The sequence below is a fragment of the Streptomyces avidinii genome, assembly GCF_014650695.1.
Classification (GTDB): domain Bacteria; phylum Actinomycetota; class Actinomycetes; order Streptomycetales; family Streptomycetaceae; genus Streptomyces; species Streptomyces avidinii.
On record NZ_BMVL01000004.1, the window covers coordinates 359,399 to 373,766 of the forward strand.

The following is a 14,368-nucleotide window of genomic DNA, read 5'->3' on the forward strand; positions in this document are numbered from 1 at the left end:
GTCACATAATGAAGACCTGGTCGGGTGCCATGGCCGCAGGTCTTCGGCCCGGGCCCGGGCCCGGGCCCGGGGGCTCACGTCGGGAGGCCGAGGTGAACACGCAGGCTTCGCCGCCACCGCCGCGGCCGGAAGCGGACCGGTGGGCCGAGATCGCCCGGGAGGCCGCCGACACCGGCACCCTCGATGAGCTGCTGACCCGGGCGGACTTCCTGGTCCGCGCCGATCCGCAGCTGCTGCTGCCCCTCCTGGCCCGGGCCCGCAGTGCGCCGGCCCGCCTCGCCGCGGCGGTCTGGTACACCTCCGCGTACCGGCACGCCGAGGCCGGACCGGAGGCCAGGCGGTGGCTGCTCGCGCTGGATGCGGCCCGCTGGGGCGCCCGGCAGCTGGCCTCGGATCTGGCCGCGGATCGGGCCGCGGATCGGGGGGAAGGGCCGGCCTCGGCATCGGCCTCGGCCTTGCCGTGGCGCGTCGGCTGGGCCACCGGATCCCAGGTCAGCGCCTGTTTGCGGGGCTTCCTCGGCGGTCGCGCCGACCCGGTGACGGCTGTGGCCGTAGCGGCGGTCGAGCACCGGCCGCTCGCCGTCACCGGACACGCGGACGGCACCGTACGGCGGTGGGACCTGTGCACCGGCGCCCCGCTGGGGCCGCCTCTCGACTCCCACGGCGGCGCCGTGGAAGCGGTGGCCACGGCCGTGCTCGACGGCCGGCCGACCGCCGTCACCGGCGGCCGCGACGGGACGGCACGGATCTGGGACCTGCGCAGCGGTGAGCCGGTGGGGCTCCCGCTCACCGGTCACAGCGGCCCGGTCACGGCCCTGGCCACCACTGAGATCGACGGCCGGCCCGTCGTTCTCACGGGCGACGACGAAGCAGGCACCGTACGGATCTGGGACCTGCGCACCGGCCGGTGGCTCGGCCGGCCGCTGGAGAACCCGGTCTGGGACGACGGGGTGGAGGCCACGGGCTGGGTGGCGACCGCGCAGGTGGAGGGCCGGCCGCTCGCCGTCACCAACAGCGACGGCACGCTCCGGGTCTGGGACCTGCCCACGGGCACGCAGCGCGACCACCCCGCGTCCGGCGCGCCCGGCGGCGGGGTCACCGCGCTCGCCATGGGGACGGTCCACGGCCGCCCCGTCACCGTGACCGGCGACCTCGACGGCGCCGTCGAGGTCCGCGACCTGGAATCCGGCGGGCCGCTGGGCCCGGCCCGCACCGGGCACGAGGGCAGGGTGCGTGCCGTGGCCACCACCGCGCCGGCCGAGCCCGCCCTCGCCGTCACCGGAGGTGACGACGGCGCGGTACGGATCTGGGACCTCGGCACCGGTGCGCGGCCCGGCATCTGCCTCACCGGTCACAGCGCAGCCGTGACCATGGTGGCGAGCGGTGTGGCCGAGGACCGGCCGGTGGCCGTCACCGGCGGCGAGGACGGCACGGTGCGCATCTGGGACCTGGCCGCCGACCGGCGGTTGGGAGACCCGGTCAGGGGTCACGCCGGACCGGTCACATCCGTCGCCACGGCCGTGCTGGACGGCCGCCGGGTCGCCCTGACCGGAGGTGACGACCGCACCGTACGGGTCTGGGACCTGGACACGGGGCAGCAGCGCGGACGGCCGCTGACGGACCATGACGGCGCGGTGGAAGCGGTGGCCGCGGCCTTTGTGGAGGGTGACGCCGTGGCGGTCGCGGGCGACTCCGAAGGCGTCCTGCGGGTCTGGAACCTGCGCACCGGTGCGCAGGCGGCCGAGCCGTTGCCGGGGCACGAGGGACCGGTGAGGGCGGTGGCCACCGCCGTCCTGGCCGGCCGGCCCCTGGCCGTCACGGGCGGCGACGACGGCCTCGTACGGATCCGGGACCTGGGCACGGGGCAGCAGCGCGGCCCGGCGCTGCCCGGGCACCACGAGGAGGCCGCGGCCCTGGCGACCACGGTGCTGGCGGGCAGGCCGGTCGTCCTCGTGGGCGGCGCCGACTGCGTCGTGCGGATCTGGGACGTGGAGAGCGGCGAGGAGCTGGACCGGTCGCTCCGCGGCCACCGCGCCTGGGTGCAGGCCGTGGCGCCCGGAACACTGGACGGCAGGCCGGTGGCCGCCACCGGCGGCCGGGACGGCACGGTACGGGTCTGGGACCTGCTCACCGGCGAGCAGCTCGGTCGGGCCATCAGCGCCGCAGATGCTGCGGCGGTCGGCTCCGGATGGGTGAGCGCGATGACCACCGCGGTGGTGGCGGGCAGCCCGGCCGTCGTTGCCGCCCTTCCCGGCGACGCGACGGTACGGGCCTGGGACCTGCGCTCCGGCGAGCCGCTCTGCGCCCCGCTGCCCTTTCCGCAGCCGGTCTCCGACCTGGCCCGGGACCCCGACGGCCGGCTCGTCGTCTGCTTCGGCCGGGAGGTCGCCGTCCTGGACGCGGCCTAAGGCGTGCGGATCAGGCGGCGGGTGGCGGCCGCCGCGACCGCCGAGGTGCGGGAGTCGACACCCAGCTTGGCGTAGACGTGCACCAGGTGGGACTTGACCGTGGCCTGGCTGAGGAACAGCTCCTTGGAGATCTGCTGGTTCGACAGGCCGTCCGCGACCAGCTGCAGCACCTCCAGCTCCCGCTTCGTCAGCGCCTCCGCCGGGGTGCGCATCCGGTCCATCAGGCGCAGCGCCACCGCCGGAGCCAGCGCCGACTGGCCCGCCGCGGCCGTCCGTACGGCCGCCGCCAGCTCCTCCGGCGGGGCGTCCTTGAGCAGGTAGCCCGAGGCACCCGCCTCGACGGCCGCCAGGATGTCCGCGTCCGTGTCGTACGTGGTCAGCACCAGCACCCGGGGCGCGCCGGGGCGGGCGGTGATCAGGGCCGTCGCCTCCGAACCGTGCATGCCGCGACCGAACTGGAGGTCCATCAGCACCACGTCCACCGCCTCGCAGGCGGCCAGCTCCACCGCCCGCTCGGCGGTGGCGGCCTCGGCCACCACCGCGAAGTCCGGTTCGGTGTCCAGCACCGCGCGGAGCCCGGCCCGGACCACCGGGTGGTCGTCGGCGAGCAGGAGACGGATGGTCACAGGGCCTCCACTGCGTCCGGATGTTCCGATCGTGTGGTGTGCGTGGTGTGCGTGGTGTGCGTGGTGTGCGCGGTGTCCGCCGCGTGTGCCGGGTGTTCCACGTGCTCCAGGGGCAGCGGCAGGGTGACGGCCACCGCGGTGCCCTGCCCGGGGGCGGACTCCACGGTGAACAGCCCGCCCAGGGTCTCGGCGCGCGAACGCATGGCGGGCAGCCCGAAGCCGCCGTCGCCCGAGCCCGAGGATCCCGACGTGACCGAGGATGGATCGAAGCCGTGACCGTCGTCGACGACGTCGAGGGTGACCGAGGCGTCCATGAAGGTCAGGGTGATCTCGGCGCGCCCGGCCCGCGCGTGCCGCACCACATTGGCCAGCGCCGACTGCGCGATCCGCAGCAGCGCCACCTCGTAGGGGGTGGGCAGCACCCGCGGGCTGCCGCTCAGCGAGAACCGCACCCGCGGCCCCGGAACCCCCGAACACAGCCGTTCCAGCGCGGCCGCGAGAGACCCGTGCTCCAGGTCCGGCGGGGTGAGGGCCCGGACGAAGCGACGCGCCTCGGCGAGGTTGTCCTGGGCCGCCTCCCGCGCCCGGCCGATGTGCTCCAGCGCCGGAGCCCCGTCCGGCAGCGCCCGCTCGGCGGCCCGCAGCAGCAGCTGGATGGACGACAACCCCTGGGCGAGGGTGTCGTGGATCTCCCGGGCCAGCCGCTCCCGCTCGGCCAGGATCCCGGCACTGCGCTCCGCCGCGGCCAGCTCGGCCCGGGTGGTGATCAGTTCCTCGATCAGCTCCCGGCGGCGCTCGCTCTCCCGGTACAGCGCCTGGTAGCCCAGTACGGTCGCCACCGCCACCGCCCCGCCCAGCAGCGGCCCGAGGAAGGCCCCCGGGGTCACCGCGTCACTGTGCGCGAGGTACCCGCCGATGGCCGCGCAGGCGGTCACCGCGACGGCCGTGACCCCCCAGCGCAGCCGCAGCAGGTGCAGCTCCAGGAAGTACAGCGGGAAGGCGATCCACAGCCCGTCGGAGGAGACGGCGAGCAGCGCCGCCCAGGCCGCGCCGAGCCCGGTCAGCCACAGCGCCCCGGCGCGCGGCGAGCTGTGCACGACGGGGGCCCGTACGCCGCCCACGTAGACGGCGGCGAGCACCGCGCAGGCGGCCGTCACCCAGCCGGCCCGGGGCGCGGAGTCGGCGACGGCGCGCCCGGCGGCGAGCGCGAGCAGCCCGAAGAACAGCGCGTGCAGGCACAGCCGCAGCACCTTCGAGACGGGGGTGAGGGCGCGCGTGGTCGAGGAAACGGGCGAACGGGTGGGAGAAGTCATGACCGGACCAGCGTAAGTGGGGGCGGACCCGCCCCGGTCAACCGAAAGTTTGATGTCCGGGCGCACCCTTCGATACGAGGATCACTACTGTGGCGCGATGCCTTGTGTCCACGCGGAAGACCAAGGTGGGGAACATGTTCGTCGCATGGAGAGATCTACGGTTCGCCAAGGGCCGCTTCGCCCTCATGGGGTCGGTCGTGCTGCTCATCACGCTGCTGGTCGGCCTGCTGTCCGGGCTCACCTCCGGCCTGGCCCGGGAGAACATCTCGGCCATCACCGGCCTGCCCGCCACACACCTGGCCTTCGCCGCGCCCACCGGGGACCAGAAGGTGTCCTTCACCAACTCGCAGGTGGCCGAGCCCGGCTGGCTGGCCTGGCGGGAACAGCCCGGCGTGAAGTCGGCGGAGCCGCTCGGCATCCGCACCACCAACGCCGTCTCGGGTGAGCGCACCGCCGCGGTCTCGGTCTTCGGCGTGGACTCCGCGGGAGGGCTCGCACCGCGGGGCGCCGGGCTCACCCAGGGACAGGTGGTCCTCACCGAGAAGGCCGCGAAGGAGCTGGGGGGCCTGACCGCCGGGGCCCAGCTCACGATCGGCCCGCTCGAACTGGCCGTGGCCGCCGTGTCGGGAACCGCCGCCTACAGTCATACCCCGGTCGTCTGGATGGACCTCAACGACTGGCAGCGCATCGGAAACCCCGGCACCTCCATCGACACCCTCGCCACCGTCGTCGCCGTCTCCGGCAGCGGTGTGGACCTCGCGGCGGCGGACGAGGCGGCCGGCACCAGGGCCCGAACCGTCGACGAGGCGCTCGGCGCCATAGGCTCGTACCAGGCGGAGAACGGCTCGCTGCAGCTGATGCGCGGCTTCCTCTTCGTCATCTCGGCCCTGGTCATAGGAGCCTTCTTCACGGTGTGGACGATCCAGCGCAGCGGGGACATCGCGGTGCTGAAGGCACTGGGTGCCTCCACCCCGTACCTGCTGAGGGACGCCCTCGGCCAGGCCGTCGTGATGCTCGCCGTCGGCACCGGGCTGGGCACCGCGCTCGCGGCCGGCTTCGGCGCACTGATCAGCGGCGGCCCCGTGCCCTTCGTCCTCGACGCCGCCACGGTGCTCGTCCCCGCCGCGATCATGATCCTGCTCGGCGCGCTGGGCGCTGCCCTGTCCATCCGGCGGATCACCGCCGTCGACCCGCTGACCGCCCTCGGGAGCGCCCGATGACCCTCATCGTCCACGACGTCACGCTCACCTACCCCGACGGCGAGAGCCGGCTCACCGCCCTCGACGCGGTCCGCCTTGAGGTGCCCGCCGGCACCCTGACGGCGGTCATAGGCCCCTCCGGCTCCGGCAAGTCCAGCCTGCTGGCGGTCGCCGCCACCCTCGTCACCCCGGATTCCGGCCGGGTCGTCGTCGCGGGCCGGGACACCACGGAGCTCGGCCCCGCCGAGAAGTCGGCCCTGCGCCGGGAGAAGATCGGCATCGTCTTCCAGCAGCCGAACCTGCTGGCCTCGCTGACAGCCGCCGAACAGCTCCAGGTCATGGCGCACCTCTCCGGCCGCCCCGCGCGTGCCGTGCGCCGCCGCGCGCTGGAGCTGCTGGAGGCGGTGGGCCTGGCCGACAAGGCGGACAAGAGGCCCCACCAGCTCTCCGGCGGTCAGCGGCAGCGCGTCAACATCGCCCGCGCCCTGATGAACGAGCCGGCCGTACTGCTGGTCGACGAGCCGACCAGCGCACTGGACCACGAGCGGGGCGCGGCCGTGCTCGACCTGCTGGTCACCCTCACCCGTGAGCGCGGCACCGCCACGGTGCTGGTCACGCACGACCACGCCCACCTGGAGCGGATGGACCGTACGGCGACGATGACGGACGGGAGCCTGACGCTCGCCCCGGAGCCGGCCCCGGCGCCCTGAGCCGGGCGCCCCGATCGGCGTACGCGAAGGCCCCGGCGGCCCCTCGCTCCGAGGGGCCGCCGGGGCCTTCGCACACGTACGGGTACGGGGCCTACGCGGGGCTCTGGTTGGACAGGGCCACCGACAGTTCGGCGGCCACGCCCTGCAGGATCGGCACGAAGGACTCGGCCACGGCCTCGGTCACACGGCCCGCCGGACCCGAGATGGAGATCGCGGCGGCGGTCGGCGAGTTCGGCACCGACACGGCGAGGCAGCGGACTCCTATTTCCTGCTCGTTGTCGTCCACCGCGTATCCGGCCCTGCGGACCTGCTCCAGCGCCTCCAGGAAGCCCTCGGGCGTGGTGATGGTCTTCTCGGTCGCCGCCGGCATCCCGGTGCGGGCCAGCAGGGCCCGTACCTCGTCGGCCGGGGTGTGGGCGAGCAGCGCCTTGCCCACACCGGTGGAGTGCGGCAGCACCCGGCGGCCGACCTCGGTGAACATGCGCATGGAGTGCTTGGACGGCACCTGTGCGACGTAGACGATCTCGTCCCCGTCGAGGAGGGCCATGTTCGCCGTTTCCCCGGTCTCCTCGACCAGCCGGGCGAGATAGGGGCGCGCCCAGGTGCCCAGCAGGCGCGAAGCGGACTCGCCGAGGCGGATCAGGCGGGGGCCGAGGGAGTACCGTCGGTTGGGCTGCTGGCGTACGTATCCGCAGGCCACCAGCGTGCGCATCAGGCGGTGGATCGTGGGCAGAGGCAGGCCGCTGGCGGCGGAGAGCTCGCTGAGGCCGACCTCGCCCCCGGCGTCCGCCATACGTTCGAGCAGGTCGAAGGCGCGCTCAAGGGACTGGACGCCACCGCTGGCGGCGGGGGTCTTTGAGGAAGCGTCGGTGGTGCTGGCGCTGGACGTCGGCACGGCGCGGTCCTTTCGGTGCTGGCAGGCAAGGGAGCAGCCTACCCGGCGGTCGGCTTCGGCCCCAGTGCTGGGTCGGGGTCGTCGTCGCCGGTCAGAGAGGGTTTGTCCTGGTGGCGGACGTCCTCGTGAAGTTATCCGCCCGCATCCCGGTGGTGGTAGCTACATTCTGTATAGCGAAATCTTAATTCCATCCTGTGGAAACATCCAATTGCGGTCCCGGTGCGTCAGTGGTCCGTCCGGGCGCTCTTGACTGGGTACGGATCGACGGGAAGACTCCGTCAACAGAACGTTGAATTTCGCTCTGTGGAAGTAGATGGGGAGGTTCCGGTGGCCGACGTGGCTGTGGAACTGGTACTGCGCTCGACGCGCGTCATCACCCCCGAGGGGACGCGCGCCGCCTCGGTGGCCGTCGCCGGCGGGAAGATCACGGCCGTGCTGGCGTACGAGGCCGAGGTACCGGCCGGAGCCCGGCTGGAGGACTTCGGCGACGACGTCCTGCTCCCCGGTCTGGTCGACACCCACGTCCACGTGAACGACCCGGGCCGCACCGAGTGGGAGGGCTTCTGGACGGCCACCCGCGCCGCGGCGGCCGGCGGCATCACCACGATCCTCGACATGCCGCTGAACTCCCTGCCGCCGACCACCACGACCGACAACCTGCGCGTCAAGCAGGAGGTCGCCCGCGCCAAGGCGCACGTGGACGTCGGCTTCTGGGGCGGTGCCCTGCCGGACAACGTCAAGGACTTGGCGCCGCTGCACGACGCCGGCGTCTACGGCTTCAAGTGCTTCCTGTCGCCCTCGGGCGTGGACGAGTTCCCCGAGCTCGACCAGGAGCAGCTGGCCACCTCCCTCGCCGAGATCACCGGCTTCGGCGGCCTGCTGATCGTGCACGCCGAGGACCCGCACCACCTGGACGCCGCTCCCGTCGTCCCGGGCCCCAAGTACGCCGACTTCCTCGCCTCCCGGCCGCGCGACGCCGAGAACACCGCGATCGGCAACCTGATCGCCCAGGCGAAGCGGCTGAACGCGCGTGTCCACGTCCTGCACCTGTCGTCCTCCGACGCGCTGCCGCTGATCGCCGCGGCCAAGGCCGAGGGCGTACGGATCACCGTCGAGTCCTGCCCGCACTACCTCACCCTCACGGCCGAGGAAGTGCCGGACGGCGCGAGCGAGTTCAAGTGCTGCCCGCCCATCCGCGAGGCCGCCAACCAGGACCTGCTGTGGGACGCGCTCGCCGACGGCACGATCGACTGCATCGTCTCCGACCACTCGCCCTCCACCGCGGACCTGAAGACCAGCGACTTCTCCACCGCGTGGGGCGGCATCTCCTCCCTCCAGCTGGGCCTGCCCGCCATCTGGACCGAGGCGCGCCGCCGCGGCCGGACCCTGGAGGACGTGGTCCGCTGGATGTCCGCGGCCCCGGCCGAGCTCGCAGGCCTCTCCCGGAAGGGCGCGATCGAGGTCGGCCGCGACGCCGACTTCGCCGTGCTCGCCCCCGAAGAAACGTTCACCGTGGACCCGGCCGAACTCCACCACCGCAACCGGGTCACCGCGTACGCGGGCAAGACGCTGCACGGCGTCGTGAAGTCCACCTGGCTGCGCGGCACGCAGATCGCCGACCACGGCACCCCGACCGAGCCCACGGGCCTCCTCCTCGAAAGGCAGAACTGACCAGTGGCGATTGAATCCTTCACCGGCAACGCGAACCCGTACGGAGGCGGCGACCCGTACGCGGACTACCGCACCGCGGACTTCCCGTTCACCCAGTACGCGAACCTCGCCGCCCGTGAGCTGGGCGCCGGTGTCATCGCCGCCAACGACGAGTTCTTCGCCCAGCGCGAGAACCTGCTGATCTCCGAGGCCGCGCACTTCGACCCGGAGGACTTCGGCCACAAGGGCAAGGTCATGGACGGCTGGGAGACCCGTCGCCGCCGCGGCATCTCCGCCACCCAGCCCTGGCCGACCCCCGAGGACCACGACTGGGCCCTCGTACGCCTGGGCGCCCCCGGCGTCATCCGCGGCATCGTCGTCGACACCGCCCACTTCCGCGGCAACATGCCGCAGGCCGTCTCCATCGAAGCCACCAACTGGGCGGGCGCCCTCGCGCCGACCCCGGAGGAGCTCCAGGGCGACGACGTGAAGTGGACGACCATCGTCCCCCGCACTCCGGTCGGCGGCCACGCGGCCAACGGCTTCGAGGTGGACGCCCCGCAACGCTTCACCCACCTGCGCGTCAACCAGCACCCCGACGGCGGCATCGCCCGCCTGCGCGTCCACGGCGAGGTCCTGCCCGACCCGAAGTGGCTCGACGCCCTCGGCTCCTTCGACGTCGCGGCCCTGGAGAACGGCGGCTCCGTCCAGGACGCCTCCAACCGCTTCTACTCCCCGCCGACCAACACCATCAACCCGGGCCGCTCCCGCAAGATGGACGACGGCTGGGAGACCGCGCGCCGCCGTGACAACGGCAACGACTGGATCCGCTACCAGCTCGTCGCCGAGTCCGAGATCCGCGCCGTCGAGATCGACACCGCGTACCTCAAGGGCAACTCGGCCGGCTGGGCCTCGCTGTCGGTCAAGACGGGCGAGGAGGGCGAGTGGACGGAGTTCCTGCCGCGCACCCGCCTGCAGCCCGACACCAACCACCGCTTCGTCCTGGACACCCCGGCGGTCGGCACGCACGTCCGGATCGACATCTTCCCGGACGGCGGCTTCTCCCGCCTGCGCCTGTTCGGCTCCCTGACGGAGTCGGGCGCCGCGGCACTGACGGCCCGCCACCAGGAACTGGGCGGCTAGCCACGCCACGCGCGAAGCCCGCCCCGAGGGCCGACACCCCCCGGGGCGGGCTTCCCGCATCCAGCCTCGCCGGCGTTTGAGGCGCGGGGTCCGGGCCGGAGCCCCGTGCAGCGGACCCGCGCCGGTCCGCCGGGGGCGCGCCCCCGATCCCCGCCCGCACGCCCGGCGAGGGCACCGCACGCCCGGCCGGAGGGCTACGCGGCGTACCCGCCGTCCACCGCGAACTCCGCCCCCGTGACGTACGAGGCGTCCGGCCCCGCGAGGAAGGACACCACGCCCGCCACCTCCCCCGGCGCGCCGAACCGGCCGAGGACCGTCATCGCCGCCTGCGGGCCCGCGTACGGTCCGTCCGCCGGATTCATGTCCGTGTCCACCGGCCCCGGGTGCACGATGTTCGCGGTGATCCCGCGCCCGCCCAGCTCCCTCGCAAGCGCCCTGTTCAACCCGGTCAGCGCCGACTTGCTCATGGCGTAGAGCGTCCCGCCCGGCCCCGGCACCCGCTGGGTCATGCAGCTGCCGACGGTGATGATCCGCCCGCCGGGGCCGAGGTGCGCGGCCGCCGCCTGCGTCGTGTGGAACACCCCGCGCACGTTGACCGCGAGTACGCGCTCCACATCGTCCGGAGCCAGCTCCTCCAGCGGCCCGAGCAGTCCCACGCCGGCGTTGTTGACCAGCACGTCGAGCCGCCCGAACCGCCGTACGGTCTCCCCGACGGCGTTCGCGGCCTGAGCGGCGTCCCCCGCATCGGCCCGGAGCGCGACGGCCCGCCGCCCGAGCGCCTCGACCTTCCCGACGACCTCGGCCGCCGCCTCGCCGTCGCTGACGTAGGTGATCGCGACGTCCACCCCGTCCTCGGCGAGCCGCAGCGCGACGGCCGCCCCGATCCCCCTGCTCCCACCGGTCACCAGCGCCACGGTGCTGCTGCTGTCCATGCCGTTCCTCCGCATCGATTGGTTGCTGCTTCAATCAAATCTCCGCGGGATCAACACCGCTGGCAGGAATCCGACCTGGCGTTCCGGATGTCAGGAGGGGGCGAAACGGTGGGTGCTTGCGTGGCGTCGCGATGAGTTCCGGTGGGTCCGGGAGTCTGCATTCGTGCAGGGACGGACCGAGCGAGGAGCGCAGAGCCATGGGGAAGCTGACCCTGACCACCTTTGTGACGCTGGACGGCGTGATGCAGGCGCCCGGGGGGCCCGATGAGGATCCGAGCGGGGGGTTCGAGTACGGGGGGTGGGTCGCGCCGTTCGCCGATGAGGGGATGGGGGAGTTCATCACCGAGGTGTTCGGGCGGGCCGAGGCGTTTCTGCTCGGGCGGAAGACGTACGAGATCTTCGCCGCGTACTGGCCGGAGCACGACGACCCCGCCGACCCGATCGCGGGCAAGCTGAACCGGCTGCCCAAGTTCGTGGCCTCCACCACCCTCGAGGAGCCGGCCTGGGGGCCGGCCACCGTGCTCGACGGGGAGCACCTGCAGAGCGAGATCGTGCGGGCCAAGGACGAGCTGGACGGGGAGCTCCAGGTGCACGGCAGCGGGCAGCTCGCGCAGTGGCTGCTGGCCCGGGACCTCGTGGACGAGATCAACCTGCTGATCTTCCCGGTGGTCCTTGGCGCGGGGCAGCGGCTGTTCCCCACCGGCGGGCTGCCGACCGCCTACGCGTTGACCGGCTCCCGTACGACGCCGGCCGGGACGGCACTCCAGACCTACCGGCCCACGGGACGGGCCACCTTCGGCACGGTCGGCTGAGCGGATACCCCCTACCGCGGGTCCAGGGCCAGTTGGACCACGCGGCCCTCGCGCAGGACCAGGAGGTCCGGGGACTCGTGTTCGTAGAAGCGGAGGCGGCCGACCGGGCCCGGTGGGCGGATGTGGGGGGCCAGGAGCAGCAGGAGGTCCTCCACCTCCGAGAGCTGCTCCGCGTGGATCTCCTGGCGAGCGGTCAGGGCCCAGCCGCCGCGGTCGGTCGGTGCGAACTCGCCTACGAGCATGCCACCGACGCGCCAGGCCGGGCCGCGGGTCGAGAGGAGGCCGTCCGGCGACGTCAGCTGGCGCCGCACCTCCGCGAGCACGTCGGCGGGCGCGCTGTCGAGCAGGTCGAACGCCAGGTCCAGGGCGTAGAGATCAGCCATGCCGCCGATGCTACGGGTCCGGGGTCGGCGGCCCGGAAAAGGGTCGCCCGGCATGATCGGCTCCGGTACGGTGTGCCCCGCACCCGTGCGAGCCGCCGATGTCTCCACCCCCCGAAGACCCGTTGGAGACCTCCGGTGACCGTCGCCGCGCCACCCCTCGAAGCCGCCCCGCGCCGGGCCTGGCTCGCCGATCTGCCCGTGCTGGCCGTCGCCGTCGTCTGGGGCGGCAGCTACCTCGCGGCCAAGGGCATCACCACCACCCACACCGTCATTGCCGTGCTCGTGCTGCGGTTCGCGCTCGTGCTGCCGGTCCTGGTCGTCGCCGGGTGGGCGCGGCTGCGCGCGCTGAGTCCCGCCCAGCTGCGCGGCGCCGGGGTGCTGGGCCTCGTACTCGGGGGGATCTTCCTCCTGGAGACCTACGGGGTCGTCCACACCTCCGCCACCAACGCCGGGCTGATCATCAGCCTGACCATGGTCTTCACCCCGCTCGCCGAATCGGCCGTCAGGAAGCGGGCGCCCTCCGCCGGCTTCCTGGGCGCCGCCGCCCTCTCCGTCGTCGGGGTCGTGCTGCTGACCCAGGGCGCCGGCGCCGGGTTCACCGCGCCCAGCGCCGGTGACCTGCTCATCCTCGGCGCCGCGCTCGCCCGGACCCTGCACGTTCTGCTGATGGCCCGCATCGAGGCCGTCCAGGACGCCGACTCGCTGTCCCTGACCACCGTGCAGCTCGGCGCCGCGGTGCTCGTCTTCGCCCTGCTGGCCACCGCGCCCGGCACCGGCGACAGCCCCTGGGCCGCCGCGGCCGACTTCGGGCCCGCCGAGTGGGCCGGGCTCGCCTTCCTCTCCGTCTTCTGCACCCTGTTCGCCTTCTTCGTGCAGATGTGGGCCGTACGCCGCACCTCGCCCTCCCGGGTCAGCCTGCTGCTCGGCACCGAGCCGCTGTGGGCCGCCGTCGCGGGCATCGCGATCGGAGGGGAGGAGCCGGGGCTCATCGGCTACGCAGGAGCCCTCCTCGTCCTCGCCGGCACCGCCTGGGGACGGCGCGCCGTGACGCCGGCGACGACGCCCTGAGCGTGGCCGGAAAGCGCCGCAGCCACAGGTGATCACCCGCCGTACTGTGGCCCCGTGCCCCCCTTACAGAGCCGGCAGGTCCGGGAGCTCCTCCAGCCGCACCCGGCGCCGCTCCCTGCGCGAGAGTTCACAGGCCTCGGCGATCCGGAACGCCGCCAGTGCCTCCCGGCCGTCGCACGCGTTGGGCCCCTCGCCCCGCACCAGGTGGACGAAGGCCGCCAGCTCGGCCTCGTACGCCGGGGCGAAACGTTCCAGGAAGCCCGTCCACGGCTTGCTCGCCGCGGGCGGACCGTGCGGTTCGGTGGAGGCGATCGGCGTCCGGTCGTCCAGCCCCACGGAGACCTGGTCCAGCTCCCCGGCCAGCTCCATCCGTACGTCGTACCCGGCGCCGTTGCACCGCGTGCCGGTGGCCGTGACCAGGGTCCCGTCGTCGAGCGTCAGCACGGCGGCCGCCGTGTCGATGTCGCCCGACTCCCGGAAGAGCGCCGGACCCGCGTCCGACCCGGCCGCATACACCTCGACCACCTCGCGCCCGGTCACCCAGCGGACCATGTCGAAGTCGTGCACCAGGCAGTCCCGGTAGAGCCCGCCGGAGGTCGCCAGGTACGCGGCGGCCGGCGGCGCCGGATCGGCCGTCGTCGTCCGCACGGTGTGCAGCCGCCCCAGGGCACCAGAACGGACCAGCCCGCGCGCCGTTGCGTATCCCGCGTCGAAGCGGCGCATGAAGCCCACCTGAAGCAGACCGCCCGCGGCCGCGACCTCCCGCAGCGCCGCCAGGGTCCGGTTCAGGTCCGGTGCCAGCGGTTTCTCGCAGAACACCGGCAGCCCGCCGCGCACCGCCCGTACGACGAGGTCCGCGTGCGCCTCGGTCGCGGACGCGATCACCACCGCGTCCACGCCCCAGGTGAAGACCTGCTCCACGGAGGGCGCGGCGGTGGCCCCGAGCCGGTCGGCGAGCCGCGCCGCCCGCGCGGGATCGGCATCCGCGAGCAGGAGCGAGCCGGCTTCCCGGTGGCGGGCCAGTACCGCCGCGTGGAAGGACCCGATCCGGCCCGTTCCGATCAGCCCGATGCGCATGCACTCAACCTGGCCCCGTCGGCGGAACCTGTCAATCCGCCCGCGCATGTCAACCTGCCGGTGCGTGCCCCGATGGCCCTTCATGGTCGACTGTGGCGGATACTGAGCGGCTGGACCGGAATGGAGCCGGAATGACCGGATTGGTGACCGGC

General features: G+C 73.6%; 13 protein-coding genes. 7 read left to right on the top strand and 6 right to left on the bottom strand.

Annotation, left to right across the window (positions count from 1 at the left end; translation table 11 throughout):
• The first annotated feature begins 92 nt into the window (after positions 1–92).
• The gene (locus IE257_RS12600) at positions 93–2,408 is read left to right on the top strand and encodes a WD40 repeat domain-containing protein (protein WP_189967869.1); all 2,316 of its coding nucleotides are present in this window, start codon (positions 93–95) and stop codon (positions 2,406–2,408) included.
• Here IE257_RS12600 and IE257_RS12605 read toward each other — a convergent pair.
• Both IE257_RS12605 and IE257_RS12610 read right to left on the bottom strand, forming a co-directional pair.
• The gene (locus tag IE257_RS12605; RefSeq protein WP_189967871.1) at positions 2,405–3,034 is read right to left on the bottom strand and encodes a response regulator; all 630 of its coding nucleotides are present in this window, start codon (positions 3,032–3,034) and stop codon (positions 2,405–2,407) included. The two genes, IE257_RS12600 and IE257_RS12605, sit on opposite strands and share 4 nt — an antisense overlap.
• Positions 3,031–4,347 carry a sensor histidine kinase gene (locus IE257_RS12610; RefSeq protein WP_189967873.1) on the bottom strand — a complete coding sequence of 439 codons (1,317 nt, stop codon included), beginning with the start codon at positions 4,345–4,347 and terminating at the stop codon, positions 3,031–3,033. Before IE257_RS12610 ends, IE257_RS12605 begins: the two co-directional genes overlap by 4 nt.
• A gap of 134 nt (positions 4,348–4,481) precedes the next feature.
• Between IE257_RS12610 and IE257_RS12615 the strand changes: the two genes are divergently transcribed.
• A complete protein-coding gene (locus IE257_RS12615; protein ID WP_189967875.1) occupies positions 4,482–5,567 on the top strand; it encodes an ABC transporter permease in 1,086 nt (361 codons plus the stop codon).
• Complete coding sequence (locus IE257_RS12620; RefSeq protein WP_189967877.1) at positions 5,564–6,256, top strand: ABC transporter ATP-binding protein; 693 nt, start codon at positions 5,564–5,566, stop codon at positions 6,254–6,256. Before IE257_RS12615 ends, IE257_RS12620 begins: the two co-directional genes overlap by 4 nt.
• A 91-nt stretch (positions 6,257–6,347) precedes the next feature.
• Here IE257_RS12620 and IE257_RS12625 read toward each other — a convergent pair whose 3' ends face one another.
• A complete protein-coding gene (locus IE257_RS12625; RefSeq protein ID WP_189967879.1) occupies positions 6,348–7,151 on the bottom strand; it encodes an IclR family transcriptional regulator in 804 nt (267 codons plus the stop codon).
• 336 nt (positions 7,152–7,487) lie between these two features.
• Between IE257_RS12625 and allB the strand changes: the two genes are divergently transcribed.
• Positions 7,488–8,822, top strand: coding sequence for an allantoinase AllB (gene allB / locus IE257_RS12630; RefSeq protein WP_372453016.1), 1,335 nt, complete (start codon positions 7,488–7,490; stop codon positions 8,820–8,822).
• 3 nt (positions 8,823–8,825) lie between these two features.
• Positions 8,826–9,944 carry an allantoicase gene (gene alc / locus IE257_RS12635; RefSeq protein ID WP_189967883.1) on the top strand — a complete coding sequence of 373 codons (1,119 nt, stop codon included), beginning with the start codon at positions 8,826–8,828 and terminating at the stop codon, positions 9,942–9,944.
• A gap of 194 nt (positions 9,945–10,138) precedes the next feature.
• Here alc and IE257_RS12640 read toward each other — a convergent pair whose 3' ends face one another.
• Positions 10,139–10,876: an SDR family oxidoreductase gene (locus tag IE257_RS12640; RefSeq protein ID WP_189967885.1), complete on the bottom strand. Its 738-nt coding sequence runs from the start codon at positions 10,874–10,876 to the stop codon at positions 10,139–10,141.
• A gap of 197 nt (positions 10,877–11,073) precedes the next feature.
• Between IE257_RS12640 and IE257_RS12645 the strand changes: the two genes are divergently transcribed.
• The gene (locus tag IE257_RS12645) at positions 11,074–11,688 is read left to right on the top strand and encodes a dihydrofolate reductase family protein (protein ID WP_189967887.1); all 615 of its coding nucleotides are present in this window, start codon (positions 11,074–11,076) and stop codon (positions 11,686–11,688) included.
• An 11-nt stretch (positions 11,689–11,699) separates the two neighbouring features.
• Here the strand turns inward: IE257_RS12645 and IE257_RS12650 are convergent, their stop codons facing one another.
• Positions 11,700–12,071: a hypothetical protein gene (locus IE257_RS12650; protein WP_189967889.1), complete on the bottom strand. Its 372-nt coding sequence runs from the start codon at positions 12,069–12,071 to the stop codon at positions 11,700–11,702.
• A gap of 135 nt (positions 12,072–12,206) precedes the next feature.
• Here IE257_RS12650 and IE257_RS12655 point away from each other — a divergent pair, with 135 nt between their 5' ends.
• The gene (locus IE257_RS12655; protein WP_189967891.1) at positions 12,207–13,139 is read left to right on the top strand and encodes a DMT family transporter; all 933 of its coding nucleotides are present in this window, start codon (positions 12,207–12,209) and stop codon (positions 13,137–13,139) included.
• A 63-nt stretch (positions 13,140–13,202) separates the two neighbouring features.
• On the opposite strand, the gene IE257_RS12660 is transcribed toward IE257_RS12655, so the two are convergent.
• The gene (locus IE257_RS12660) at positions 13,203–14,216 is read right to left on the bottom strand and encodes a Gfo/Idh/MocA family protein (RefSeq protein WP_189967893.1); all 1,014 of its coding nucleotides are present in this window, start codon (positions 14,214–14,216) and stop codon (positions 13,203–13,205) included.
• Positions 14,217–14,368: the final 152 nt, after the last annotated feature.